The 26,485-nt window shown below is 71.1% G+C and carries 19 protein-coding genes and 2 pseudogenes; 7 read left to right on the forward strand and 14 right to left on the reverse strand.

Annotated elements, in window-relative coordinates:
- Window positions 1-8: 8 nt before the first annotated feature.
- The gene (gene dxr / locus ACZ4O3_RS23610) at window positions 9-1,280 is read right to left on the reverse strand and encodes a 1-deoxy-D-xylulose-5-phosphate reductoisomerase (protein WP_362723860.1); all 1,272 of its coding nucleotides are present in this window, start codon (window positions 1,278-1,280) and stop codon (window positions 9-11) included.
- Between the two features lie 188 nt (window positions 1,281-1,468).
- On the opposite strand from dxr, the gene ACZ4O3_RS23615 reads away from it, so the two are divergent.
- Window positions 1,469-1,927, forward strand: a complete 459-nt coding sequence (locus ACZ4O3_RS23615; RefSeq protein WP_362723863.1) for a lamin tail domain-containing protein — start codon at window positions 1,469-1,471, stop codon at window positions 1,925-1,927.
- Window position 1,928: 1 nt separating this feature from the next.
- Here the strand turns inward: ACZ4O3_RS23615 and ACZ4O3_RS23620 are convergent, their stop codons facing one another.
- Window positions 1,929-3,863, reverse strand: coding sequence for an acyl-CoA dehydrogenase family protein (locus ACZ4O3_RS23620; RefSeq protein WP_384995477.1), 1,935 nt, complete (start codon window positions 3,861-3,863; stop codon window positions 1,929-1,931).
- A 325-nt stretch (window positions 3,864-4,188) separates the two neighbouring features.
- Here ACZ4O3_RS23620 and ACZ4O3_RS23625 point away from each other — a divergent pair, with 325 nt between their 5' ends.
- The 3 genes and pseudogenes from ACZ4O3_RS23625 to ACZ4O3_RS23635 all read left to right on the forward strand — a co-directional run bounded on the left by ACZ4O3_RS23625 (window position 4,189) and on the right by ACZ4O3_RS23635 (window position 6,974).
- Window positions 4,189-5,202, forward strand: a complete 1,014-nt coding sequence (locus ACZ4O3_RS23625; RefSeq protein WP_467724097.1) for a LacI family DNA-binding transcriptional regulator — start codon at window positions 4,189-4,191, stop codon at window positions 5,200-5,202.
- A gap of 94 nt (window positions 5,203-5,296) precedes the next feature.
- A pseudogene (locus ACZ4O3_RS23630) lies at window positions 5,297-5,673 on the forward strand (glycoside hydrolase family 31 protein); the annotation flags it as partial.
- 113 nt (window positions 5,674-5,786) lie between these two features.
- Complete coding sequence (locus tag ACZ4O3_RS23635) at window positions 5,787-6,974, forward strand: sulfotransferase family protein (RefSeq protein ID WP_467724099.1); 1,188 nt, start codon at window positions 5,787-5,789, stop codon at window positions 6,972-6,974.
- A gap of 24 nt (window positions 6,975-6,998) precedes the next feature.
- Here ACZ4O3_RS23635 and ACZ4O3_RS23640 read toward each other — a convergent pair.
- A pseudogene (locus tag ACZ4O3_RS23640) lies at window positions 6,999-7,302 on the reverse strand (GH12 family glycosyl hydrolase domain-containing protein); the annotation flags it as partial.
- 379 nt (window positions 7,303-7,681) lie between these two features.
- Here ACZ4O3_RS23640 and ACZ4O3_RS23645 point away from each other — a divergent pair.
- Window positions 7,682-8,413, forward strand: a complete 732-nt coding sequence (locus ACZ4O3_RS23645) for a dienelactone hydrolase family protein (RefSeq protein ID WP_467724100.1) — start codon at window positions 7,682-7,684, stop codon at window positions 8,411-8,413.
- Window positions 8,414-8,506: 93 nt separating this feature from the next.
- On the opposite strand, the gene ACZ4O3_RS23650 is transcribed toward ACZ4O3_RS23645, so the two are convergent.
- The 3 genes from ACZ4O3_RS23650 to ACZ4O3_RS23660 form a co-directional block, all read right to left on the reverse strand.
- Entirely contained in the window at window positions 8,507-9,955 is a 1,449-nt protein-coding gene (locus tag ACZ4O3_RS23650; protein WP_467724102.1) for an aldehyde dehydrogenase family protein, read from the reverse strand.
- Between the two features lie 175 nt (window positions 9,956-10,130).
- Window positions 10,131-11,696, reverse strand: coding sequence for a PucR family transcriptional regulator (locus ACZ4O3_RS23655; protein WP_467724104.1), 1,566 nt, complete (start codon window positions 11,694-11,696; stop codon window positions 10,131-10,133).
- 131 nt (window positions 11,697-11,827) lie between these two features.
- Window positions 11,828-13,996 carry an ATP-binding protein gene (locus tag ACZ4O3_RS23660; RefSeq protein WP_467724105.1) on the reverse strand — a complete coding sequence of 723 codons (2,169 nt, stop codon included), beginning with the start codon at window positions 13,994-13,996 and terminating at the stop codon, window positions 11,828-11,830.
- 307 nt (window positions 13,997-14,303) lie between these two features.
- On the opposite strand from ACZ4O3_RS23660, the gene gabT reads away from it, so the two are divergent.
- Both gabT and ACZ4O3_RS23670 read left to right on the forward strand, forming a co-directional pair.
- Entirely contained in the window at window positions 14,304-15,638 is a 1,335-nt protein-coding gene (gene gabT / locus ACZ4O3_RS23665; protein ID WP_467724107.1) for a 4-aminobutyrate--2-oxoglutarate transaminase, read from the forward strand.
- A 222-nt stretch (window positions 15,639-15,860) separates the two neighbouring features.
- Window positions 15,861-16,727, forward strand: coding sequence for a phosphatase PAP2 family protein (locus ACZ4O3_RS23670; protein ID WP_467724297.1), 867 nt, complete (start codon window positions 15,861-15,863; stop codon window positions 16,725-16,727).
- On the opposite strand, the gene ACZ4O3_RS23675 is transcribed toward ACZ4O3_RS23670, so the two are convergent.
- From ACZ4O3_RS23675 to ACZ4O3_RS23710, 8 genes are all read right to left on the reverse strand, one after another.
- Window positions 16,666-18,435, reverse strand: coding sequence for a chitinase (locus ACZ4O3_RS23675; RefSeq protein WP_362716240.1), 1,770 nt, complete (start codon window positions 18,433-18,435; stop codon window positions 16,666-16,668). The genes ACZ4O3_RS23670 and ACZ4O3_RS23675 overlap by 62 nt on opposite strands.
- A gap of 216 nt (window positions 18,436-18,651) precedes the next feature.
- Complete coding sequence (locus ACZ4O3_RS23680; RefSeq protein WP_467724108.1) at window positions 18,652-19,098, reverse strand: hypothetical protein; 447 nt, start codon at window positions 19,096-19,098, stop codon at window positions 18,652-18,654.
- Window positions 19,099-19,225: 127 nt separating this feature from the next.
- A complete protein-coding gene (locus ACZ4O3_RS23685) occupies window positions 19,226-20,653 on the reverse strand; it encodes an NAD(P)/FAD-dependent oxidoreductase (protein ID WP_467724110.1) in 1,428 nt (475 codons plus the stop codon).
- A 33-nt stretch (window positions 20,654-20,686) separates the two neighbouring features.
- Complete coding sequence (locus tag ACZ4O3_RS23690; protein ID WP_362716233.1) at window positions 20,687-21,487, reverse strand: ABC transporter permease; 801 nt, start codon at window positions 21,485-21,487, stop codon at window positions 20,687-20,689.
- Window positions 21,488-22,420 (reverse strand): ABC transporter permease, encoded by a 933-nt coding sequence (locus ACZ4O3_RS23695; RefSeq protein ID WP_467724112.1) that lies wholly within the window; start codon window positions 22,418-22,420, stop codon window positions 21,488-21,490. It abuts the gene before it with no gap.
- Window positions 22,420-23,586: an ABC transporter ATP-binding protein gene (locus ACZ4O3_RS23700; RefSeq protein WP_362716227.1), complete on the reverse strand. Its 1,167-nt coding sequence runs from the start codon at window positions 23,584-23,586 to the stop codon at window positions 22,420-22,422. Before ACZ4O3_RS23700 ends, ACZ4O3_RS23695 begins: the two co-directional genes overlap by 1 nt.
- Window positions 23,587-23,593: 7 nt before the next feature.
- A complete protein-coding gene (locus ACZ4O3_RS23705; RefSeq protein ID WP_362716224.1) occupies window positions 23,594-24,829 on the reverse strand; it encodes an ABC transporter substrate-binding protein in 1,236 nt (411 codons plus the stop codon).
- A 52-nt stretch (window positions 24,830-24,881) separates the two neighbouring features.
- Complete coding sequence (locus ACZ4O3_RS23710) at window positions 24,882-26,417, reverse strand: gamma-aminobutyraldehyde dehydrogenase (RefSeq protein WP_362716221.1); 1,536 nt, start codon at window positions 26,415-26,417, stop codon at window positions 24,882-24,884.
- Window positions 26,418-26,485 lie beyond the last annotated feature (68 nt).

Consider the following 26,485-nt stretch of genomic DNA (forward strand, 5'->3'; position numbering starts at 1 on the left):
CAGGGCTGTCATGCACGCGCCTCCGCGGTCGCCGTCTGTGCTGTCAGTTCCCGGGCCCGGGCCCGGGCCCAGGTCTCCGCTTCGAGTACGTCCGGCACGGTGAGCGAAGTTCCCGTACGAGGAGTGCCGTGTTCCTCGACCACCCGGGTGACGGTATCCATGATCCCGTTGAAGGGCAGCAGACCGCTCCGGAACGCCTCTACGCATTCCTCGTTGGCGGCATTGAACACCGCCGGCGCCGTGCCCGCGAGCTCACCGACGTGCCGGGCGAGGTTCACGGAGGGGAAGGCCTCGTTGTCCAGTGGGAAGAACTCCCAGGTGGAGGCCTTGCTCCAGTCGAAGGCGGGGGCGGCGTCCGGGACCCGTTCGGGCCAGCCGAGACCGATGGCGATCGGCCCCCGCATGTCGGGGGGCGTCGCCTGCGCGATCGTGGATCCGTCCGTGAACTCGACCATCGAGTGGACATACGACTGCGGATGCACGACCACCTCAATCCGGTCGAAGGGAATGTCGTACAGGAGGTGCGCCTCGATCACTTCCAGTCCCTTGTTGACCAGGGTGGCCGAGTTGATCGTGATGACCGGTCCCATCGCCCAGGTGGGGTGGGCGAGTGCCTCCTCGACGGTGACCCGCGCCAGGTCGGCCTTGGTACGGCCGCGGAAGGGTCCCCCGGACGCGGTGACGACCAGCCTGCGGACGTCGGCCCGGGTCCCCGACGCCAGCGACTGGAAGAGCGCCGCGTGCTCGGAGTCGACCGGGATGATCTGACCGGGCTTGGCGAGCGCCTTGACCAGCGGTCCACCGACGATCAGCGACTCCTTGTTGGCGAGCGCGAGGGTGTGGCCCGCCTCCAGGGCGGCGAGGGTGGGCGCGAGGCCGATGGAGCCGGTGATGCCGTTGAGGACCGTGTGGCAGTCGGAAGCGGCGACCCGGGTGGCCGCCTCCGGTCCGGCGAGGATCTCGGGAAGCGGCTCGCCGGGTCCGTACAGGCCGGTCAGGGCCTCGCGCAGCGCCGGTACGACGTCCTCGCGGGCGACCGCGACGGTCCGTACCCGCAGCCGGTGCGCCTGCTCGGCGAGGAGGGCGACCCGGCCGCCGTTGGCGGACAGTGCGGTGACCCGGAAGCGGCCGGGGTTGCGCAGGACGAGGTCGATGGCCTGGGTGCCGATGGATCCGGTGGAGCCGAGGATCACCACGTCCTTGGGGCCGTCGCCCGCGAGCGGGTCGTAGACGAGGTGCGGGTCGGCGAGGGGGGCCGGACTGGCAGGACTGTCGGTCATCCCCCCATTGTGGCCGCAACCGGGGGCCCGGAGGACAGCGCGTCCCTCACCCGGGTGCCTTATCAGGTCTTGGCGCTCTATGGAGCGTAATTCCCTTTGTGAGGTTCACGTGAAGATCATGTGATAACACTTCTCTCGGGCCGGCAGGGGGTCGGTCCGACCGGAAGACATCCTGGGGGGATCTCTCCATGCGTACTGTGCGCATACGTGCCGCCGTGCCCGCGCTCGCGGGCGCCGCGCTGCTCACCGGCACCCTGCTCAGCACCCCGGCGCAGGCCGCCGGCGGCGTGACCATCTACCACGTGTGGTTCGACAGCCCGGGCAGCGACCGGGGCTCCAACACGAGCCTCAACGGCGAGTGGGTGCAGATCAAGAACACCGGCGGCTCGGCCGTCTCGATCAAGGGCTGGGTCCTGAAGGACGCCTCCAACCACCGCTACGTCTTCAAGAACATCAAGATCGGCGCCCACAAGACGATGAAGGTGCACACCGGCCGGGGCACGGACACCGCGTCGGACAAGTTCCAGAACCGTGGCGCCTACGTGTGGAACAACACCAGCGACACGGCGACCCTGACGAAGGCGACCGGCAGCAAGGTCGACTCCTGCTCCTGGACGACGCGGGATCCGAGCGACAAGTACTGCTGACCTACTCGAAGGGGCGGCGGACGTTCTCGTGCCGCGACGGCCCGGGGGTCGCGTCGGCGATCCACGGGCCCTCGCCCGACGGGTCGACGATCCCCCGCTCCAGCCACTCGTAGGAGCCGCCGAGCACGCCCTTGACGACCTTGCGGTCCAGGTCGTCGGTGTTCGACCACAGGCGCGCGAACAGCTCGTCGACGCGGACCCGGGACTGCCGGCAGAACGCGTCGGCGAGCTGGTAGGCCTCACGGCCGTGGTCGCCCTGACGGCGCAGCAGTTCGGCGCGCACACAGGCCGCGCTCATCGCGAACAGCTCGGCGCCGATGTCCACGATCCGGCCCAGGAAGCCCTGCTTGGTCTCCATGCGGCCCTGCCAGCGGGACATGGCGTAGAAGGTGGACCGGGCGAGCTTGCGGGAGTGCCGCTCGACGTAGCGCAGATGCGGGGAGAGGTCCACGCCGTGCTTGAAGTCGCCGTACGCCGTGGGGAGCTGCCCCGGACCCGCGACCAGCTTCGGCAGCCACTTGGCGTAGAAGACACCCGCGTTCGCGCCCGCCCTGGCCTTGTCCTGGAGGGACTTGTCGGGGTCGATGAGGTCGCCCGCGACCGAGAGGTGGGCGTCGACGGCCTCGCGCGCGATCAGCAGGTGCATGATCTCCGTGGAGCCCTCGAAGATGCGGTTGATGCGCAGGTCGCGCAGGAGCTGCTCGGCGGGCACCGCGCGTTCGCCGCGCGCCGCGAGGGACTCCGCCGTCTCGAAGCCTCGGCCGCCGCGGATCTGGACCAGCTCGTCCGCCATCAGGCAGCCCATCTCGGAGCCGTAGAGCTTGGCGAGGGCGGCCTCGATCCGGATGTCGTTGCGGCTCTCGTCGGCCATCTGGGAGGACAGGTCGACGACCGCCTCCATGGCGAAGGTGGTGGCGGCGATGAAGCTGATCTTGGAGCCGACCGCCTCGTGCAGCGCGACCGGCTTGCCCCACTGCTCCCGGACGGCCGACCACTCGCGGGCGATCTTCAGACACCACTTGCCGGCGCCCACGCACATCGCGGGGAGCGAGAGCCGGCCGGTGTTGAGGGTGGTGAGGGCGATCTTCAGGCCCGCACCCTCGGGGCCGATGCGGTTGGCGGCGGGGACCCGGACCTGGTGGAAGCGGGTGACGCCGTTCTCGATGCCGCGCAGGCCCATGAAGGCGTTGCGGTTCTCGACCGTGATGCCCTCGGAGCCGGCCTCGACGACGAAGGCCGTGATGCCGCCCTTGCCGCCCTCGGTCTTCGGGACCCGGGCCATGACCACGAGGAGGTCGGCGACCACCCCGTTGGTGGTCCACAGCTTGACCCCGTCGAGGACGTAGTCGTCCCCGTCCCGTACGGCGGTGGTGCCCAGGCGGGCCGGGTCCGAGCCGACGTCCGGCTCGGTGAGCAGGAACGCGGAGATGTCGGTGCGGGCGCAGCGGGGCAGGAAGGCGTCCTTCTGCTCCTGGGTGCCGAAGATCTTCAGCGGCTGGGGCACGCCGATCGACTGGTGGGCCGAGAGCAGCGCGCCGACCGCCGGGTTCGCGGAGCCGACCAGGGCGAGGGCCTTGTTGTAGTAGACCTGGGTGAGGCCGAGGCCGCCGTACTTGGTGTCGATCTTCATCCCGAGGGCGCCGATCTCCTTGAGGCCGCTGATGACCTCGTCGGGGATGCGGGACTCGCGCTCGATGCGGGCCGAGTCGATCTTCGTCTCGCAGAACTCGCGGAGCCGCGCGAGGAACTCCTCGCCGCGGCGCACGTCCTCGTCCGCGGGGAGCGGATGCGGGTGGATGAGGTCGAGCCGGAAGCGCCCGAGGAACAGTTCCTTGGCGAAGCTCGGCTTGCGCCAGTCCTGTTCCCGGGCGGCCTCCGCCACCTGACGGGCCTCCCGCTCGGTGACGGTGGGTTTTTTGGTGGTGGGGGCGGACATTGAGGCTCACCTCGCCACGAAAGGGGTTGTGTGCGGACCGTTCGTTACCGACCAGTGCTACTGGATCGTTGGTACCTGAAACGGGCCGCCCCCACCAGTCCTCGCGGTCCGATCGGGTCACCCGGACCCGCCGATGCCGTCCACGGTGTCGCATCCGGGGGGCGCCCGGGGGACGGTTCGGCGAGGGCAGGCCGCCATGGGACTGTCGAAGCGCTTCGACGACCTATGGACACCCACCCCCACTGGAGCTACTGTCGAGCCACCCTCACTCCCCTTTGTCAGCAAGGCGCACTGTCGAAGCGCTTCACACAACTTGGAGAGCTGGATGGTCACCCTCGCCGAGGTCGCCCAGCACGCCGGAGTCTCGGCGAGCACGGTGAGCTATGTCCTCAGCGGCAAGCGGTCCATCTCCACCACCACCCGGCAACGGGTCGAGCAGAGCATCCGCGAGCTGGGCTACCACCCGAACGCCGGCGCCCGCGCCCTGGCCAGCAGCCGGTCGAACATCATCGCTCTCATGATCCCGCTGCGCACGGACATGTACGTGCCGGTGATGATGGAGATCGCGATCGCGGTCGCCACCACGGCCCGCTCGCACGGCTACGACGTGCTGCTGCTCACCGGCGAGGAAGGGCCGGACGCGGTGCGCCGGGTCACCGGCAGCGGACTGGCCGACGCGATGATCCTGATGGACGTGGAACTGGAGGACGAACGGCTGCCGCTGCTCCGGGGGACCCACCAGCCTTCCGTACTCATCGGGCTGCCCGCCTCCACCACCGGGCTGACCTGCGTAGATCTCGATTTCGGGGCGACCGGGGCGCTGTGCGTGGAGCACCTCGCCGAACTCGGCCACCACGACATCGCTGTCATCGGCGAGGCTCCCGCGGTCTACGAGCGGCACACCGGATTCGCCGAGCGCACCCTCGACGGACTGCGGTCCCGGGCCCGGGAACTGGGTCTCAGGGTGCTGCACCGGCCGTGCGAGGGCGGTTACGACGCGATGGCCGTCACCCTGGCCAGGATCTTCGACGAGCGCCCGGGCACCACGGGCTTCGTCGTGCAGAACGAGTCCGCGGTCGAGCCGCTCCTCGCGCTGCTGCGCCAGCAGGGCCGGGCCGTGCCCGAGGACGTGTCGGTGGTCGCGATCTGCCCGGACCAGGTCGCCGTCCAGGCCTCGGTGCGACTGACGTCGGTCGCCATCCCCGCCCAGGAGATGGGCCGGTACGCCGTGGAGCACCTGGTGGCCAAGCTGGACGGCCGCGGTGGTGACGAAGTCCTCCTGATCGCTCCCGAGTTGACGGTACGGGCGAGCACGGGCCCGGCGCCGGCCGGGTCCTGACCCCCTTGCAGTGCCCCGCCGTTCCGGGGCACCCCGTGTCTGCACCCGTTCAGAAGCCCGCCCGGTCAATCAGCCTGCCGAAGACACGTCCGCCGTGGCGCCGCCCAAAGTGAGCCTCGCGCAGTCCCCGCCCACCGTCGGCACGTTCCGTGAGCGGGACGGCGCCCTGGAGTGGAGCGGCCGGCAGGAGACGCTGCGGGTCGAGCCGCGGGGGCCGGACGCGGTCCGGGTGCGTGCCCGGCTCGGCGGTCGGATCCTCGACGGCCTGCCGGGCGCGCTGGGTCGACCGTCGGGATCGCCGGCGGTGAGGGGCGGCTGACGGTCGGCGGCCTGACCGCCGAGGTGCCCGCCGTGGGGCTGGTCCGGTTCCTGCGCACCGACGGCCTCGCGGAGATCCTGACCGCGGAGCGCGCCCACTTCCGGTGGCCCGGCCCACGCCTGTACACCGCCGCGGGAGGCGGCCATCACCGGCGGCCTCCGGCCACCGTCTCGGCGAATGTCTCAACTCCACAGCGCGGTGGGGCAGTTGACAGGAGTAATAGATATCTCCTCCCGCCTGTTCCCCCACGAAGGGCCCCGTCACCGTGTCCTTTGCGCCGCTCCCCCTCACGCTGGCCAATCTGCTGCTCGGACCCGCCTCCCGCAGCCGCCGCACACCGGACCGGATCTTCGAGCGGCTGCTCGACGCGGCCGGATGGACGGAGGGCGACGAACCGTTCGCCGACGGCTTCCGTCACCTGCTGCGATGTTGGTCCGGCGCCGAACATCTCACCCCCGTCGGCTGGCTGTCGGCGCGCGGCCACATCGGCCGGCACCTCGCCAACCGGGCCCGCGTCCGCCGGCTGCTCGCCGAACACCCCGGGATCGAGCGGGAGCCCGTCGACCGGCCGGTGTTCGTGGTGGGCCTGCCCCGCACCGCCACCACGCTGACGCACGGCGTGCTCTCCCTCTCCGCGGACCACCGCTGCCCGCTGCTCTGGGAGCTGCTCACCCCCGGCCTCGAACCGGGCCCCGAGGAGCGGCGGAAGGCGATCGCCACCGCCCAGCGCCTGGTCGGCGGGATCGATCTCTTCGCCCCGGGCTTCCGCCACGTCCACCACCTGCGCCCGGCGGGCCCGGAGGAGTGCACCTTCGCACTGCCGCACACGGTGATGCCGCTGTCCCAGGCGGTGATCCCGGAGTACCTGCCCTGGCACGAGAGCCATGACTTCGCGGCCGACTACCGGTATCTCAAGCAGATCTACCAGGTGCTCCAGTACGGCCGCCCGCGCCGCCGCTGGGTGCTGAAGTCCCCGCTGCACCTGGAGAACCTGGACGCGCTGCGCGCGGTCTTCCCGGACGCCACCATCGTGTGGACGCACCGCGATCCGGCCACCGCCGTGGCCTCGTTCTGCAGCCTGGTCGAGCACGGCATGGCGGTCAGCACCCGGCCCCTCGACCTGAACGGGATCGGCGCCACCTGGCTGGAGCTGCTCAGCCGCTCGGCCGCCCGCGGCCTGGCCGCCCGGGCGCGCATCCCCGGCGAGGCGCTGGTGGACGTGCCGTACACCTGGCTCGGCACAAACCCGGCGGCGGGCGCCCCGAAGCTCTACGCGGCCGTCGGCGCCCGCTGGACCGAGGCCGACGCGGCCCGCCTTCCCGCCGTCGCCGCCCGCCCCCGTGGCACCCGCGTCCACAGCTACGACCTGGCCCGCTACGGCCTCACCCGCGCGGACGTCGACGCGGCCTTCGCGGACTACAACGAGCTGCGCGCACGGGTCGACCGGGCATGACCGTGCGGGACCGGCCCGCTCTGCTCAACCCCCGCTGACGGTCGGGCTGTTGGTGGTGACGTTCAGGCCACCGGACGAGCTGGTGATCTCGTAGCCGAACTGCACGTCGCCGATGGTCACGTTGCCGAACCAGCCCTTGGTGTCCTTGATCCACTACAGGATCGGCAGGATGCCGACCGTGCCGGAACCGGAGTTGGAGCCGGATGAACGAGTAGACGTTGTCCGAGCCGTTGTTGTCCTTGTGGACGGTCCGGGTGTTGCCGCCCGGGGTGAGCGTGTCCTGCGAGGTGCCGAGCGGGCCGACGGCTCCGGTCTTGTCGACCCAGAGACGAGCGTACGGGTGTCGGGCTCGGGCTCGCTGGAACTCGCCCTGGACCGCGGGCCGTCGGCGGCCGCGCTGACACTCGCCGAGCCGACCCCCGGTCAGTACGCCTACGTCACGCCGACCGCGGGCTTCGCCGCCACGGGCGTGCACGACATCCCGTTGCAGCTGCGCGGCCCGCCGCGGCGGCCGGTGGCGGGAAGGGCCGGCGAAAACCCGTTGGCGGACCACGGCGGCCCCTGCTACGTTCCTGACGGCCGTGCGAGAGAACCAGGAGGTGGTACCCGTGAACACACTGACGACATGGGTGCTCCCCTCCGGGGTCACGGTCGGGCGATAGGTCGTCCGGGAGCGCCGTTCACGCGTATTCCCGAAAGGCACGACCATGCGTCTCACCTCGGAGCGACGCCTCGACGACGGCGTCCTCGAACACACATTCACCCTCGGCGATGTCCCGGGCATCCTGTGGACACCCGGATCCGTGTCCGGACCGGTGCCGCTGATCCTGCTCGGACACCCCGGCGGACTGCACCGGATGCACCCCCGGCTGGTGGCCCGGGCCCGGCACTCCGCGGCGGACGGTTTCGCCGCGGCCACCATCGAGCTCCCCGGAAGCGGTGACCGGCCCCGCTCCCCCGCCCTGGAGGAGGCCCGCGCCGACCTGCGCCGGGCGCTGGAGGCCGGCGAGCCGGTCGGCGACGACATCGTGGACCGGCTCGTCCTCCCGCTGGTCGGCCAGGCGGTCCCGGAATGGCGGACCGCCCTGGACGCCCTCCTCGCGCTGCCCGGGATCGGCGGCCCGGTCGGCTATTCGGGGGGAGTGATATCCGTCGGGACCCGGCTGGCGGCGGTCGAGCCGCGCATCACGGCCGCCGTGCTGTTCGCCGGGAGTTTCGTACCCCGCGCCATGTTCGAGGAGGCCCGTCGGGTCACCGTCCCGCTGCACGTCCTGCTGCAGTGGGACGACGAGGGCAACGACCGGCAGGCGGCCCTGGACCTGTTCGACGCCTTCGGCTCCAAGGAGAAGACGCTGCACGCCAACATGGGCGGGCACACCGGCGTCCCGCAGTTCGCCGGGGACGCCGCGGCCCAGTTCTTCGCCCGGCACCTGAGGTGACGCCGGGCCGAGCGGCCGGACGCGGCTGAGGTACACCGGCGGCCGGAGCCCCCGCACAGCGGGCTCCGGCCGTGGTGTCCTGTCCGTGGCAGGTCAGAGGGCGAGGCCGGTGAGGACCAGGACCCGCTCGTAGGTGTAGTCGTCCATCGCGAACTTGACGCCCTCGCGGCCGACACCGGACTGCTTGGCGCCGCCGTACGGCATCTGGTCGGCACGGTAGGAGGGGACGTCACCGATGATGACACCGCCGACCTCAAGGGCGCGGTGGGCGCGGAAGGCGGTCTGCAGGTCGTGGGTGAACACGCCCGCCTGGAGGCCGTACTTGGAGTCGTTGGCGGCGGCGAAGGCCGCGTCCTCGCCGTACACCTTCTGCACGGTGAGGACGGGTCCGAAGACCTCCTCGCAGGAGATGGTGGTGTCGGCCGGGACCTCGGTGAGAACGGTCGGCGCGAAGGCGGCGCCGTCGCGGTCGCCGCCGGTGACCAGGGTGGCGCCGGCCTCCACGGCCTCCTTCACCCACGCTTCCACGCGCTCCGCGGCGGCCTCGCTGACCAGCGGGCCGACATCGGTCTTCGCGTCCGCGGGGTCACCGGTGACCTGGGCCTCCACAGCGGCGACGATGCGCGGGAGCAGCCGGTCGTAGACGGACGCGTCGGCGATGACCCGCTGCACGGAGATGCAGGACTGGCCGCCCTGGTAGTTGGAGAAGGTGGCGATGCGGGTGGCCGCCCAGTCCAGGTCGGCGTCGCTCGCCCAGTCGCCGAGGACGACGGCCGCGCCGTTGCCGCCCAGCTCCAGCGTGCAGTGCTTGCGCGGGACCGAGTCCATGATCGAGTAGCCGACCTTCTCGGAACCGGTGAACGAGATGACCGGGAGCCGCTCGTCCTGGACGAGGGCGGCCATCTTGTCGTTGGCGACCGTGAGGATCGACCAGGACCCGGCCGGCAGGCCCTCGGTCTCGGCGAGCAGGTCACCGATGATCAGGCCGGACAGCGGGGTGGCGGGCGCCGGCTTGAGGATGATCGGCGCGCCGGCGGCGATGGCCGGGGCGATCTTGTGGGCGCAGAGGTTGAGCGGGAAGTTGAAGGGGGCGATACCGAGGACGACGCCCTTCGGGAACCGGCGGGTCAGCGCGAGCCGGCCCTGGCCCCCGAGGTCGGTGTCGAGCCGCTGGGCCTCGCCGCTGTTGAAGCGCCGGGCCTCCTCGGCGGCGAACCGGAACACGGAGACGGCGCGGCCGACCTCGCCGCGCGCCCACTTGATCGGCTTGCCGTTCTCGGCGGAGATCAGCTGGGCCATCTCCTCGGTCCGCTCGGCCAGACGCCGGCTGACGTGGTCGAGGGCGGCGGCGCGTACGTGGGCCGGGGTGGCGGCGAACTCGTCCCGTACGGCGTACGCGGCGGCGACGGCTTCCTCGACCTGGGCGTCGGTGGGCACGCTGACCCTGCCGACGAGGCGCCCGTCCCACGGGCTGGTGACGTCGAAGGTGTCCTCGCCGGTGACCTGACGGCCGGCGAGCCAGAAGGCGTGGGTGGCGGTCATGAGAGTCCCGGCCCTTCCGCGTGTGGGGATGTTCTTGGCTTTCGAGCTCCACCGTAGGCGCGGGAAGGAGAAGCGGCGCTTGTCCGGGGTGTAGTGGTGGGGAATGGGGGTGCGCCTCTTTGTCAGGGACGCACGGACCGTGTTCTCCAGGGCTCCGGGGGTTCTCCGGCGCCGGTCACTCCGTCGAGGTCGCCTTGAGAGCCAGCCACAGCTCCATCCGGGCGTCCGGGTCGTCCAGGGAACGGCCCAGGATCTCCTCGACCCTGCGCATCCGGTACCTCAGCGTATGCCGGTGGACGCCCAGGTCGGCAGCGGCCGCGTCCCACTGGCCGTGCCGGGACAGCCAGGCCCGCAGGGAGGCCACCAGATCGCCGCGGCCCGTGGCGTCATGCTCGTACAGCGCCCGCAGCAGGCCGTCCGCGAACGCCTTGACCGCGTCGTCGGCCAGCAGCGGCAGCACGGAACCGGCGGCCAGATGCTCGTGCTCGACCAGCACCCGGCCGCGCCGCCGGGCCACCGACAGTGCCTGTTCGGCCTGTTTGTAGGCGGCCGCCGCGCCGATCGGGCCGGACGGGGCGGACATCCCCATGACCAGGTCGTCCTCCGCGGCGGCGTCCTGCTCAGATACGGTCCGCGCGGTCTCGCGCGCCGCCGCGTGGTCGACGCACGCGCCCACCGCAGCACCGCCGTCGGCGGCCAGCACCACCAGCCGCTCTCCCTCGGGCACCACCAGCACCGCCTCCCCGGCGCGTGCGGCGGCCGACTCGACGGCCTCCGCGAGACCGGCGAGCAGCTCGCCGCCCGCGTCGGCGACGATCATCCGGAAGGGCGCGTCGAGAAGTCCGCCGTACAGATCCCCGGCGACCCACCGGGCGTGGTCCGGCTGGCCGGCGAGCAGCATGCGCAGCACCGCCGCGCCCACCCGCTGCTCGGCCTCGTGCAGCGAACGGGAACGTTCCGTCGTGAGCGTGAGCAGGGCGATGGCCGAGTGGACGGCGTACCGCTCGGCGGTGCCGAGGGCCGCCGCGGTGCCGACCGCCAGAGCGGCCCGGGGCCTGCGCCCGGTGCCGAGCGAGTGCAGCTCCACCCGGTCCTCGTTGTCCGGGGCGCCCACCACCGAGGAGGCCGGCGCCGGGCGCTCCCGCAGCCGTTCCACCTCGGCCGTCAGCCGGGCCGCCCGGCGGCCCGCCCACTCCGGTGCCGTGGCGACGACCGCGCCCGAGGCGTCGTAGAGCGCCGCCCAGCCGTTGACCTGCGCGGCGAGTGCGGCGAGCAGGCCCTCGGGACCGGCGCTCAGGGCCTGCCTGGTCAGTTCGCGCTGGGCGGCGAAACCCGCCGTCACCGCCCGGTACTGGTCGGCCGCGATCGCCGCCGACACGGCCTTGCTGATGGCGAGGAAGGGGGTGCGGCGCGGCACCTCCAGGAGCGGCAGGTTCTCCTGCTCGGCCGCGTCGACGAGGGCTGCCGGGATCTCGTCGTAGTTGACCCCGACGGCGAAGCCGAGGCCCACCACACCTGCTCCCACCAGGCGTTTCACATACCGGCGCATCGCCTGCGGATCGTCCGCGTCCAGCTTCAGCGCGGTGATCAGGAGCAGCTCCCCGCCCTCCATGTACGGCACCGGGTCGGCCAGTTCGCTGACATGGGCCCAGCGCACGGGCACGTCGAGGCGGTCCTCGCCCGCGCGCACGGTCAGTTTGAGCGCGGAATGGTGGACGAGCGAGGCGAGCGTCGGTGGCATCGGGCCGTCAGATCTTCTCTTGGGTCGGGAACACGTGATGACGTGCACAGAGGGCGGTTGGCCTTTGGCCGTCTCGTATGAACGACCTCTCTCGATTCTGCCTCACTGTACGGTCGCGTGTGCCCCCCTGTTCAAACCCGGCCGGCGCCACCCCTGAGGTCCACCAGCAGCGGCGGCGCGTGCTCGCCCTTGACGGAGGTCAGGGAGAGGACCGCATGGCCCGGCGGCACGCCGTGGGCGAGCTCGGAGGCCGACCAGCGCTCGCGCTCCACCTGGCGGACCGTGACCGCGCGGGCCGTGGGCGCCTTGCCGGTGATGACCTGGCGTACGGCATGCAGCGCCTTGCCCGCCGGGGTCTCCGCGATGATCTGGCGATCGGTCACGTCCCGGGCCTCGATCCACTCCTTGCCCCAGACCTCGGCGAAGTCCTGGCCGTCCCAGGGGGTCAGCCCGGAGAAGGCCATCCGGCAGCCGGCGGCACCCAGCAGCGGCCCGCGCAGGGGGCGCGGTACGTCGTCCAGGCTGCGCAGGGTCAGCGCCACGCCCGCGTTGGCCGACCGCAGCCGCTGGACCGCGCGTACCGCCTCCGGCGTCACCACGCCCGTCGCGTCGTCCAGGAGCAGGCAGGCGAAGAGCGAACGGTCGTCCCGGACCGTCACGCTCGTCGTGAACTGGGCGAGCACCAGCCGGGCCAGGATGCGGGAGGCGTCGGCGTGGCCGCGCTCGGGCAGGTCGATACGGACCCGGACCGGGTGGTCGAGGGCCTTGAGGGAGAAGGGCCGGGTCTGGCCGGAGGTGTCGAAGAACCCGGCGAAGGCCGGACGGTCGAGCAGGGCGAGACGGTCGGCCAGGACCGATCCGACGTCCCCCGGATGACCCATCTGCCGTTCCCTCGCGTCGAGTTCGCGCAGCAGCGACTCGTGTCCGGTATCCGTCAGGGCCTTGCGGAGCGCGGCCACCGGGCCCGGGGCGCCGTCCAGGAGGCGGCGGAGCTCGGGTACGGAGGGGAAGCGGCCGTGGACCGCCCGGAACGGCCCGAGCAACTGGGCGAGGACGGTCGTGGAGCGGCGGCTGTCGCTGCCGGGGTGCGGGTCGGCGAGGTCGCCGACGAGGGCCTCGGCGAGTATGGCGGCGGCCTCGTCGGGGTCGCTGGTGCCGCCGTACAGGTCGAGGTCGTAGACGGACTCGGGGTGGGCGATACGGACCACGACGTCGTAGGAGTCGGCGGGTCCGAGTCCGGCGCCGGCCGCGCCGACGACGACCACCGAGGCGCGGCCGGCCAGCGCGTGCAGGCAGAGCGACTCGGCGAGCGGGCGCACCAGCGCGCCGGTCTTGCCGGAGCCGGCCGGGCCGACGGCGAGCAGGGAGGTGCCGAGCAGCTCGGGGCCGAGGGCGAGGCCGGTACCGCGGTAGAGGTAGGGGTTGCGGGGGTCGTCGGCGGTGGTGCCGAGCCGCACCTGACCGGTGACCAGGTCGTGCCGGGCGTGCCGGGCGGGCAGGTCGCGTTCCCCCGAGGGGTGCGGGCAGGCGGCGGCGCCGTCCTTGACCACGGAGGCGGAGAAGGAGGCCATGGTGTGCCGGCCGCTGCGCACGCCCTGCCAGGCCCGGGCGATCCGGGCCTGGTCCACGTCCCCCATCAGCCCGGCCCGGGCCTCGGCGGCCAGCCGGTCGGCGGCCTCCTGCGCCCCGGCGGCCCGCAGGTGCGGCCACTGGGCGGGGTCCTGCTCGGGGACGGGCGGCCGCTCGACGGCGGGGGCACCGGCGGCCCGGGTCCAGGCCCGCGGGCCGTAGCGGCGCCAGACCTCGCCCCAGCGGCCCAGCCGGCCGACCACGAGCATGATCGCCAGGGCGATGAGTGTGTAGTAGGCGTACCAGAGGACGGCGTTGCCGACGCGGTCGTCGCTGTGCCGCCAGGAGTCCGGGGTGAACAGCTCCAGGGGCACCACCCACCAGCCGCCCAGATAGCCGTTCCACAGCAGCGACCAGAGCAGCCAGCCGACCAGGAACGCGATCAGCGCGCCGCTCAGCAGCTGCCGGGCCGGGATCCGCTCGGGCTCCTCCGCGGGCCTGGGCGTGTACCGGAACCGCCACACCCCGGGCGCGGCCTCCGGCCTCGGCGCCCGCAGCCAGCTCACGAAGGCCGAGCCGTCGGGCCTCGGAGGCGCCCCGGGCGGCAGGTGCGGCGTCCCCGGGGGCAGGCTCGGCCGCGGCGGCACCGCGCCCGCGTCCTGTGGCCCCGCCGGACGCGGCACAGGATGCGCGTGCGTGCCCCTCGGGTCCCGCGTCCCGTCGCTGTCCATCGCCCTTTCCCCCTGACCAGCCGTTCCGTCCACCGTCAGCGAGTCAATCTAACGCCCTCCGAAGGGGAGTTCACCGCTTACACGGCCGAGGAACCGTCGGCCGGATCCCCGCGTCGCCCGGCGCCCTATGTCCACCACGGACAACGCCCTCTCCCGACAACACCCACATGGAGCATGCCCACCTCTCATACCCGGCCCTAGCCTGCGAAGAAAGAAGGAGAGCGTCCGGATACGCACCGCCGGATCCGCCCCGGGGCCGCCGGACACGCACAGCGCCCCGGAACGCACGATTGATCAGGGAGCCCCCATGACCGCACTTCCGCAGGAGCGCCGCGTCGTCACCGCCATACCCGGCCCCAAGTCGCAGGAGCTGCAGGCCCGCCGCACCGCCGCGGTCGCGCAGGGCGTCGGTTCCGTGCTGCCGGTGTTCACCGCGCGCGCGGGTGGCGGCATCATCGAGGACGTCGACGGCAACCGCCTGATCGACTTCGGTTCCGGCATCGCGGTGACCAGCGTGGGCGCCTCCGCCGAGGCCGTCGTACGCCGGGCCGCCGCCCAGCTGGCCGACTTCACCCACACCTGTTTCATGGTCACCCCGTACGAGGGTTACGTGGCCGTCGCCGAGGCGCTGGCCGAGCTCACCCCGGGTGACCACGCCAAGAAGTCCGCGCTGTTCAACAGCGGCGCCGAGGCCGTCGAGAACGCCGTGAAGATCGCCCGCGCCTACACCAGGCGGCAGGCCGTCGTCGTGTTCGACCACGGCTACCACGGCCGGACCAACCTCACCATGGCCCTGACCGCGAAGAACATGCCGTACAAGCAGGGCTTCGGGCCGTTCGCGCCCGAGGTGTACCGGGTGCCGGTGGCCTACGGCTACCGCTGGCTCACGGGCCCCCAGAACGCCGGTGCCGAGGCCTCCGCCCAGGCCATCGACATGATCAACAAGCAGATCGGCGCGGAGAACGTCGCCGCGATCATCATCGAGCCGGTGCTCGGCGAGGGCGGCTTCATCGAGCCCGCCAAGGGCTTCCTGCCGGCGATCAGCCAGTTCGCCAAGGACAACGGGATCGTGTTCGTCGCCGACGAGATCCAGTCCGGGTTCTGCCGTACGGGTCAGTGGTTCGCGTGCGAGGACGAGGGGATCGTCCCGGACCTGATCACCACCGCCAAGGGCATCGCCGGCGGTCTGCCGCTGGCCGCGGTCACGGGCCGCGCCGAGATCATGGACGCCGCGCACTCCGGCGGTCTCGGCGGCACCTACGGCGGCAACCCGGTCGCCTGCGCCGGTGCGCTCGGTGCCATCGAGACCATGAAGGAGCAGGACCTCAACGCCAAGGCGAAGGCCATCGAGGCGATCATGAAGCCGCGGCTGTCCGCCATGGCCGAGAAGTTCGACGTCATCGGTGACGTCCGGGGCCGCGGCGCGATGATCGCCATCGAGCTGGTCAAGGACCGTACGACCAAGGAGCCGGCCCCGGAGGCGACCGCGGCCCTCGCCAAGGCCTGCCACCAGGAGGGCCTGCTGGTCCTGACCTGTGGCACCTACGGCAACGTGCTGCGCTTCCTGCCGCCGCTGGTCATCGGCGAGGACCTGCTGAACGAGGGCCTCGACATCATCGAGCAGGCCTTCGCCCGGATCTGACCCACAGGCTTCACCCAGCCCGTCCACAGGAGGCCGAACCCCTGTGCCATGGCCGCCCCTCCCCGCCCACCTGGCGTGATCCGGGGGGCTGGGGCGGCCCCCGTCAGGCCGTGTGAAGAACGTGTGCGAGGTGGATGACGGGACGCGATTCCGCCTGTCGCCATGCCTGACCCTGCCGTAGGTTCTACTCAGATGAGAGATACACCCCGCCCACAGGGGACTGTGGGCGACTTCAGGCCGGGGCCTCCCCAGCTTCGACCTGGTCGTGCCCTCGCGCACACAACCGGTGCCTCCGGCTCCGGATCTCCTCACCGATCGGACGGTCGCCCGCCCCAAACCCCCCGGGGCGCGCGGCGTTCCGATCCGGACGGCCGCCTCGGAACCACCCCCCCTGTTCCGGGGCGGCCGACCTCCTTTCTCGGCTTCCCCGGCCTTTCCCTCGCGGGACTCCTGGGGCTCGTGGCCCTTCCGGCCCTCCTCTTCGCGCTGGTCACCTGGCAGGTTATGGCCCACGGCCCCCTGCTGCGCCTGGACAGCAGGCTGAGCGGCGCACTCGTCCACCCGGACCGGTTCTCCGAGCTGCTCTCCGACCTCGGCAACGCACAGGTCGCGGTGCCGGTCCTGGTGATCGTCATCGGATACGCCGCGATGCGCGGCCGCGCCACCGGTACAGACCGCTGGTGGCTGCCGCCCGCCGCGGCCGCCGTCCTGATGGCCCTGGTCCCGGCGGTCGTGGTGCCGGTCAAGGAGTGGACCGCCCGTCCGGGGACCCCCGTGGTGCCCCCGGCGGCCGGCTACTTCCCCTCCGGCCATACGGCGACGGCGGCGATCGCCTACGGCGGCGCGGCCCTGCTCCTCCTTCCCTGGCTCCGCTCCCGTGCCGCCCGCCGCACCGTCGTCACCGTCTGCGCGGCCCTGGTCCTCGCCGTCTCCTACGGTCTGGTCCGCCGCGGCTACCACTGGCCGCTGGACGTCGCGGCCAGCTGGTGCCTGTGCACGGTCCTGCTGACGGCCCTGTGGCCGGTGGTCAGCCGAAGTACGCGTCGAAGGTCTTCTGGAACTCCCAGTTCGAGAACCGGTCCCAGTTGACCGACCAGGTCATCAGACCGCGCAGGGCGGGCCAGGTGCCGTGGGTCGTGTACGCGCCGCAGTTCGTCCTCCTGGTGAGGCAGTCCAGGGTCTTGGTGACCTCGGCCGGGGCGACGTAGCCGTTGCCCGCGTTGGTCGAGGCGGGCATGCCGATCGCGATCTGGTCCGGGCGCAGCGGCGGGAAGACGTTGTTCGCGTCGCCCGCCACCGGGAAGCCGGTGAGCAGCATGTCGGTCATGGCGATGTGGAAGTCCGCGCCGCCCATGGAGTGGTACTGGTTGTCGAGGCCCATGATCGGGCCCGAGTTGTAGTCCTGGACGTGCAGCAGGGTCAGGTCGTCGCGCAGCGCGTAGATGACCGGGAGGTACGCCCCGCAGCGCGGGTCCTGGCCGCCGAACTTGCCGGTGCCGTAGAACTGGTAGCCCATCTGCACGAAGAAGGTCTCGGGCGCCATGGACAGCACGAACTTCGCCCCGTACCTGGCCTTCAGCGTCTTCAGCGCGGAGATGAGATTGACGACCACCGGGGTCGTCGGGTTCTTGAAGTCCGTGTCGTTCGTGTTCAGGGACAGCGAGTGGCCCTCGAAGTCGATGTCGAGGCCGTCCAGGCCGTAGGTGTCGATGATGGCCGAGACGGAGGAGACGAAGGCGTCCCGGGCGGCGGCGGTGGTGAGCTGCACCTGGCCGTTGGCGCCGCCGATCGATATCAGCACCTTCTTGCCGGCCGCCTGCTTCGCCTTGACCGCCGCTTTGAAGTCGGCGTCGCTCTCGACGTTCGGGCACTCGGTGACCGGGCAGCGGTTGAAGCGGATGTCCCCGGAGGTCGCCGAGGTCGGCTCGCCGAAGGCCAGGTCGATGACGTCCCAGCTGTCGGGGACGTCGGCGATCCGGGTGTAGCCGGAGCCGTTGGCGAAGGAGGCGTGCAGGTAGCCGACCAGGGCGTGGGTGGGCAGATCACCGGAGCCTCCGGAGGAACCCGCGGTGGTGGTGGCCGTGACGGCGGCGGACTTCGCCGACTCGCCGGCGTCGTTCACGGCGGTGACCTGGAAGCTGTAGGCGGTGGAGGGTGTGAGACCGGTGACCGTGGCCGACGTCCCGGTCGCCGTCTGGACCTTGGTGCCGTCGCGGTAGATCGCGTAGCCGGTGGCGCCCGCGACGGCCGTCCAGGACAGACCGACGCTGGAGGAGCTGATCGTGCCGGTCCTCAGGCCGGTGGGCGCGGCGGGCGGCTGGCCGGTGCTGCCGCCGGGGCCGACGAGGGAGATGTCGTCGGCGTTGTAGGCGCCGGTGCCGTACCAGCCGTGGGTGTACAGGGTGACCTTGGTGGTGGCGGCGCCGGTGGTGAAGGTGGTGGTGAGTTTCTGCCAGTCGGGGGCGGACTGGGTCCAGGTGGAGACGTCGGTGGTCCCGGTGCCGCTCGCGCCGAGGTAGACGTAGGCGCCGCGGACGTAACCGGACAGGGTGTACTGCGCGCCCGGCTGCACGGTCACCGTCTGCGTGCACTGGGCGTTGTCGCTGCCGGCCGGGGTCGCCTGCAGTGCCGAGGCGCCGCTGTGCACGGGCGAGTTGACCGTCGTACCGGCCGTACAGCTCCAGTTGTCGAGACCGGACTCGAAGCCGCCGTTCCTGGCGAGGTCCGCGTCGGCCGCACGGGCGGCCGACGAGAGCGCGGTGATACCGGGTACGGCCAGCAGCAAGGCCGTGAGCATGGTGAGGACAGGTCTCGCGCGAACCACAAGTGCCTCCGTGAATGGGGGAATTGGAGGTGGGGTGTGCCGCGCTCAATTTGGTCCAGACCAATTTACCTGTCAAGGGCTGCGGCAACGGACACCCCACGGACCTGCCACCCCGCCAGGAGGCGCGGGAAACCGTGCGGGCACATGCCACACACCCGCACCCGACCGGCGACCTCATACGAACGGCACCTAGTCACGGTCGGCCAGACCCGCCGCGGCCTCGTGCATCGCCAGCTCCAGCAGTGCCGGATCCGTCAGCGTCCCCGACCCGTCCGGCGCCACCAGCCACCGCACCCCCTGGGTCGACCGGCCGGGATACGGCACGACGATCCAGGTGCCGGCGCCCGCCGTGCGGATACCGGTGCCGAGCCACCGGGCGGCCGTGCCCGGCGGCACGAAGAAGCCCACCCGGCTGTCCCCGAAGTCGACCAGGACGGGCCCCGGCCGGTCGAGGACGCGGGTGAGCACGTCGAGGGTGGGGTAGCCGAGCTCGCCCGGCAGGATCAGCACGTCCCAGGCCCGGCCGGCGGGCAGCAGCGCGACCCCCAGGGGGTTGCGCTCCCATTCCCACCGGCACGCCTCGGGGTCAGGTGCGACGGATGCCAGCCATTCGACCGCCGTCTTCGCCCCAGTCATCAGAAGACCTCCCAGTCCCACTCGTCGACGCGGGCGTCGCGTCACGGGGAGAGAGGGAGGTCTTCCAGGAGCATTACGCGGGTTTCGTGACCCTTTCGGAGTGACCTGGATCACATCCACGGACGGGTCAGCTGTCGAAGCCCAGCCCTATCCGGTCCATCGCCCTGAGCCAGAGGTTGCGGCGGCCGCCGTGGGCGTCGGCGCGGGCCAGCGACCACTTGGTCAGCGCGATGCCGGTCCAGGCGAACGGCTCCGGCGGGAACGGCAGCGGCTTCTTGCGGACCATCTCCAGGCGGGTGCGCTCGGTCTCCTCACCGGCCAGCAGGTCCAGCATCACGTCGGCGCCGAACCGGGTCGCGCCGACGCCGAGACCGGTGTACCCGGCCGCGTACGCCACCTTTCCCTGGTGGGCGGTGCCGAAGAACGCCGAGAAACGGGAGCAGGTGTCGATCGCGCCGCCCCACGCGTGCGTGAAGCGGACACCCTCCAGCTGCGGGAAGCAGGTGAAGAAGTGCCCCGCGAGCTTGGCGTAGGTCTCCGGGCGGTCGTCGTACTCGGCGCGCACCCGGCCGCCGTAGTGGTGGATGGCGTCATAGCCGCCCCACAGGATCCGGTTGTCCGCGGACAGGCGGAAGTAGTGGAACTGGTTGGCCGAGTCGCCGAGGCCCTGCCGGTTCTTCCAGCCGATGGCGCCGAGCTGCTCGGCGGTGAGCGGCTCGGTCATCAGGGCGTAGTCGTAGACCGGCACGGTGTAGGCGCGGACCCGCTTGACCAGGTTCGGGAAGATGTTGGTGCCGAGCGCGACCCGCCGGGCCCGGACCGACCCGTACGGGGTGCGTACGGCCATGCCGGCGCCGTACGCCTTCAGTTCGAGGGCGGGCGTGTGCTCGTAGACCCGGACGCCGAGGGCGAGGCAGGCCTGTTTGAGACCCCAGACCAGCTTCGCCGGGTTGAGCATGGCCACGCCCCGGCGGTCCCACAGACCGGCTTCGAAGGTGGGCGAGTCGACCTGCGCGCGCAGCGCGTCGGCGTCGAGGAACTCGATGCCGTCCGCGAGGCCCTCGCCCTCCAGCTCCTGGTGCCAGTCGCGCAGTTCCCGGGCCTGGTAGGGCTCGGTGGCCACGTCGATCTCGCCGGTGCGCTCGAACTCGCAGTCGATGCCGTGCCGGGCGACGGCGGCCTCGATCTCGTCGAGGTTGCGCCGGCCCAGCTCTTCGAGGCGGTGGATCTCGCCCGGCCAGCGGGCCAGGCCGTTGGCCGGGCCGTGGGTGAGGGAGGCGGCACAGAAGCCGCCGTTGCGGCCGGAGGCGGCCCAGCCCACCTCACGGCCCTCCAGCAGAACCACGTCACGCCCCGGGTCGCGCTCCTTGGCGTTGAGCGCGGTCCACAGTCCGCTGTATCCGCCGCCGACGACCAGCAGGTCGCAGGTGTCGGGGGCGGTGAGCGCGGGCTCGGCGGGCGGCTTGCCGGGGTCTTCGAGCCAGTACGGGACCGGCCGTGCTTCGGAGAGAGACGTGGTCCAATCTGCCTGACGGCTCATGGCGCTTGGGGCCATGATTTCAACTCCCTACAGAGTTTTTCTGGTGCCTTATGCCTTTTGCCTGGTGCGGCGGTTGGTGAGGAGCATCGATACCAGCACGAGCAGTACCGCGACCAGGAACATGGCCGTACCGATGACGTTGATCTGGACGGGCGTACCGCGCTGCGCCGAACCCCAGACGAACATGGGGAAGGTGACGGTGGAGCCCGCGTTGAAATTGGTGATGATGAAATCGTCGAAGGAGAGCGCGAAGGAGAGCAGCGCGCCCGCCGCGATTCCGGGGGCCGCGATGGGGAGGGTGACCCTGACGAACGTCTGCACCGGTCCGGCGTAGAGGTCCCGGGCAGCCTCCTCCAGGCGCGGGTCCATCGACATCACACGCGCCTTGACCGCGGTGACGACGAAGCTGAGGCAGAACATGATGTGGGCGATCAGGATCGTGTAGAAGCCCAGCTGGGCGCCCATGTTCAGGAAGAGGGTGAGCAGCGAGGCCGCCATGACGACCTCGGGCATCGCCATCGGCAGGAAGATCAGCGAGTTCACGGCGCCACGGGCCCGGAACCGGTAGCGGACCAGTGCGAAGGCGATCATCGTGCCGAGGAGCGTGGCGCCGATGGTCGCCAGGGCGGCGATCTGAAGGCTGATGGAGAGCGAGCCGCACATGTCGGCGACTCCGCACGGCTGCTTCCACGCGTCGAGCGAGAACTGCTGCCACTCGTAGTTGAAACGCCCCTTCGGTTTGTTGAAGGAGAACACCGTGACGATGACGTTCGGAAGCAGCAGATATCCGAGGGTGAGCAGTCCCGCGATGACGACGAGCCGCTTCCTGAGCCAGTTGACGAAGGGCATTTAGACCAGATCCTCCGTCCCGGACCGGCGAATGTAGATCGTGACCATGAAGAGGATCGCGGCCATGAGGATGAAGGAGAGCGCGGCCGCCGTCGGATAGTCGAGGATCCGCAGGAACTGCGTCTGGATCACGTTTCCGATCATGCGGGTGTCGGTCGAGCCGAGGAGTTCGGCGTTGACGTAGTCACCGGCCGCCGGGATGAAGGTCAGCAGCGTGCCGGAGACCACGCCGGGCATCGACAGCGGGAAGGTGACCTTGCGGAAGGTCGTCCAGGGCTTCGCGTACAGGTCGCCGGCCGCCTCGTGCAGCCGCCCGTCGATCCGCTCCAGCGAGGTGTAGAGCGGCAGGATCATGAACGGCAGGAAGTTGTACGTCAGACCGCAGACCACGGCGAGCGGTGTGGCGAGGACCCGGTCGCCGGCCGTCCAGCCGAGGAAGTCGGTGACGCTCAGGATGTGCAGCGAGTTCAGGACGTGCACGACCGGGCCGTTGTCGGCGAGGATCGTCTTCCAGGCCAGGGTGCGGATCAGGAAGCTGGTGAAGAACGGCGCGATCACCAGGATCATGATCAGGTTCCGCCAGCGGCCCGCCCGGAAGGCGATGAGGTACGCCAGCGGGTAGCCGAGCAGCAGGCAGAGCACGGTCGCCGCGGCCGCGTAGAAGACGGACCTCAGGAACTGCGGCCAGTACTCGCTCAGCGCGTCCCAGTAGGTCGCGAAGTGCCAGGTGACCTTGTAGCCCTCTTCCAGGGAACCCGTCTGGACGGACGTGGACGCCTGGTAGATCATCGGCAGCGCGAAGAAGATCACCAGCCAGAGCAGGCCGGGCAGCAGCAGCCAGTACGGCGTGAAACGGCCCCGCTTGCGCGGGGGCTTCGTCGCCTCGGGTGCGGCGGGCGCCAGGGGCGGCGGCGCCTCGGAGAGCGTGGCCATCAGGCGGCTTCCTCCTCGGTGCCGGCGGAGCCCGCCGTCCCAGCAAGCAGGGACTGGGCGGCGTCGAGACCGAAGGTGTGGGCCGGGCTCCAGTGCAGGACGACGTCGGCCCCCGGGACCAGCCGTCCGTCGCGGTCGACGTTCTGCACGTACACCGCGAACTCGGGGCAGACCGCGCTGTCGATGACGTACTGCGTGGAGACGCCGATGAAGCTGGCGTCGGCGATCTTGCCGGTGATCCGGTTGCGGCCCTCGGGGATGGAGCCGGCGTCGTCGGCGTGGGTGAGGGAGATCTTCTCGGGCCGGATGCCGACGAGTACCTTGCCGCCCGTCGTGGTGGGCGCGGAACATCGTGCCTCGGGCAGGACGAGCTTGCCGCCGCCGGCCTTGAGCACGATGCCGTCGCCGCTCTTCGTGTCCACCTCGGCCTCGATCAGGTTCGAGGTGCCGAGGAAGTTGGCGACGAAGGTGGTGTTGGGGTTCTCGTACAGGTCGGTGGGCGAGCCGAGCTGCTCCACCCGTCCCGCGTTCATCACGGCGACCGTGTCGGCCATGGTCATGGCCTCCTCCTGGTCGTGCGTGACGTGGACGAAGGTGATGCCGACCTCGGTCTGGATCCGCTTGAGCTCAAGCTGCATCTGGCGGCGCAGCTTGAGGTCGAGGGCACCGAGCGGCTCGTCGAGGAGGAGCACCTTGGGGTGGTTGATGAGTGCCCGGGCCACCGCGACGCGCTGCTGCTGGCCGCCGGAGAGCTGGTGTGGCTTCTTGCGCGCCTGCTCGCCGAGCTGGACCAGCTCCAGCATGTCCTCGACCTGCTTCTTCACGCTCTTGATGCCGCGCCGGCGCAGGCCGAAGGCGACGTTCTCGAAGATGTCGAGGTGCGGGAAGAGCGCGTAGGACTGGAAGACCGTGTTCACCGGCCGCTTGTACGGCGGCAGACGGGTCACGTCCTGGTCGCCGAGGTGCACGGTGCCGCTGGTCGGCTCCTCCAGGCCCGCGATCATGCGCAGGGTGGTGGTCTTGCCGCAGCCGGATGCTCCGAGCAGGGCGAAGAAGGAGCCCTGGGGCACGGTCAGGTCCATCGGCTTCACGGCGGTGAAGCCGTTGTCGTAGGTCTTGCCGATACCGGTGAGGCGGACGTCGCCGCTGCTGTCTGTCGTCGTCATGGTGTCGTCACGCCCCTGTGAGCTTCGCGAACTTCTGCTGGTAGGCCGTCTCTTCCTTCGAGCTCAGGGCGCGGAAGGCATGGGACCTGGCCTGCATGGCCTTGTCGGGAACGATCAGCGGGTTGCTCGCCGCCCCCTTGTCGATCTTGGCGAGGTACGGCTGCACGTCCGCGACCGGACTGACGTAGTTGACGTAGGCCGAGAGTTCCGCGGCCGGTTCCGGTTCGTAGTAGTAGTCGATGAGCCGCTCGGCGTTCGTCTTGTGGCGCGCCTTGTTGGGGATCATCAGGTTGTCGGTGGACGTCATGTAGCCGCTGTCCGGGATGACGTACGCGACGTCCGGGTTGTCGGCCTGGAGCTGCACGACGTCACCGCCCCAGGCGACGCAGGCCGCCAGGTCGCCCTTGCTGAGGTCGGAGGTGTAGTCGTTGCCGGTGAACCGGCGGATCTGCCCCTTGTCGACGGCCTTCTGGAGCCGGGCGATCACCGCGTCGTAGTTGTCGCCGGTGAACTTGCCCGGGTCGATGCCCATGTCGAGCATGGTCATGCCGACGGTGTCCCGCATCTCGGTCAGCAGCCCGACCCGGCCCTTGAGCGCGGGGTTGTCGAGGAGGTCGGAGACCGACTTCACCTCGACGCCGTCCAGGGCCTTCTTGTTGAAGGCGACGACGGTCGAGATGCCCTGCCAGGGGTAGGAGTAGGCCCGGCCCGGGTCCCAGTCGGGGCTGCGGAACTGGTCCGTCAGATTGGCGAAGGCGTGCGGGAGGTTCGACGCGTCCAGTTTCTGGACGTAGCCGAGCCGGATCATGCGGGCGGCCAGCCAGTCGGTGAGGACGATCAGGTCCCGGCCGGTGTCCTGGCCCGCGGCGAGCTGCGGCTGGATCTTGCCGAAGAACTCGTCGTTGTCGTTGATGTCCTCGGTGTACTTGACCGTGATCCCGGTCCGCTTGCGGAACGCGTCAAGGGTCGGGTGGGTCTTCCCGCTGTCGTCGACGTCGATGTACTCGGGCCAGTTGGAGAAGTTGACGACCTTCTCCTCGGCCGAGTGGTCGTCGGCCGATACACCGCCCTGGGACTTGCCGGCCGCGGGGATGCCGCAGGCGCTCAGCACCCCGGCGCCGCCCACCGCGAGCGCACCGCCCAGGAACGACCGGCGGGCCAGGGCGGCCCGGCCGGTGCGGAGGCTGCGCCGCATCGCGGCCGCTACGACCGGCGAAAGGCGGTCGGGCTCGTACTGCCTCATGCGCTTGATGCCCTTTCGGGAAGAGGGCCGTGATGAGCGGCCTCAGGTGTGACTATCGGTCCCCGAAGATCGTGCGGTGCCAGTCCTTCCGGGCCACCGCCGTGTTGTCGAACATTACGTGCTTGACCTGGGTGTACTCCTCGAACGAGTACACCGACATGTCCTTGCCGAAGCCGGACGCCTTGTAGCCGCCGTGCGGCATCTCGCTGATGATCGGAATGTGGTCGTTGACCCACACACACCCCGCCTTGATCTCGCGGGTGGCGCGGTTCGCCCGGTAGACGCTGCTGCTCCACGCGGAGGCGGCCAGACCGTAGGGGGTGTCGTTGGCCAGCCTGATGCCCTCATCATCACTGTCGAACGGCAGAACGACCAGCACCGGGCCGAAGATCTCGGCCTGGACGATCTCACTGTCCTGCGGCGCGTCGGCGATCAGCGTGGGCCGGTAGTAGGCGCCGCTCTTCAGCTCGTCCTGCGGGGGCTCGCCGCCGGTCACCACGCGCGCGTAGCCGCGCGCCCGCTCGACGAAGCCGGCGACCCGGTCCCGCTGGGCATGCGAGATGAGCGGTCCGAGGTCGGTGCCGGGCGCGAACGGGTCGCCCAGCCGCACGGTCTCCATCAGCGCGGCCGTCCGCTCGACGAAGGCCTCGTAGAGCGGCCGCTGCACGTACGCGCGCGTGGCCGCGGTGCAGTCCTGACCGGTGTTGATGAGCGCCCCCGCGACGGCCCCGTTGACGGCCGCCTCCAGATCGGCGTCGTCGAAGACGACGAACGGCGCCTTGCCGCCGAGCTCCAGGTGGAGCCGCTTCACGGTCGCCGTGGCGACCTCCGCCACCCGCTTGCCGACCCCGGTGGAGCCGGTGAAGGAGGTCATGGCGACGTCGGGGTGCCCGACGAGATGCTCACCGGCCTCCTTCCCGGTCCCGGTGACGATGTTGACGACACCGTCGGGGATGCCGGCGAGAGTGGCGGCCTCGGCGAAGAGCAGCGAGGTCAGCGGTGTCAGCTCGGCCGGCTTCAGGACGATCGTGTTGCCGGCCGCGATCGCCGGGAGGATCTTCCACGCGGCCATCTGGAGCGGGTAGTTCCAGGGCGCGATCGACCCGACGACACCGATCGGCTCCCGGCGGACGTACGAGGTGTGGTCGCCGGAGTACTCCCCGGCCGCCTGCCCCTGGAGGTGCCGGGCGGCGCCCGCGAAGAACGCGGTGTTGTCGATGGTCCCCGGTACGTCGAACTCCCGAGTCAGCTTGAGCGGCTTGCCGCACTGGAGGGACTCGGCGCGGGCGAACTCCTCGGCGCGGTCGGCGAGCACGGCGGCGAACCGGTGGAGCGCGTCCGACCGCTCACCCGGTGTCGACCCGGCCCACCCGGGAAAGGCGTCCCGCGCGGCGGCCACGGCCCGGTCGACGTCGTCCGCCCCTGCCAGCTCGTAGGTGTACACGTCCGTGCCGGTGGCCGGGTCGACGACGGCGTGCCTACGCCCGGACGTGCCCTTGGCGAACCGTCCCGCGATGTACTGTGCGCCGCCCGCGAGCCGCTCCTGCGCGGGGAAGGTCTCCGGGGTGGCGGTGCCCGGGTTGTCCATGTCGCCTCTCCTCCGCCGTCACCCCGCACGAGAGGCGGGTGGCGTAGCTCCAGCTCGAATTGACTGCC

The sequence above is a fragment of the Streptomyces sp. NPDC026515 genome, assembly GCF_055567595.1.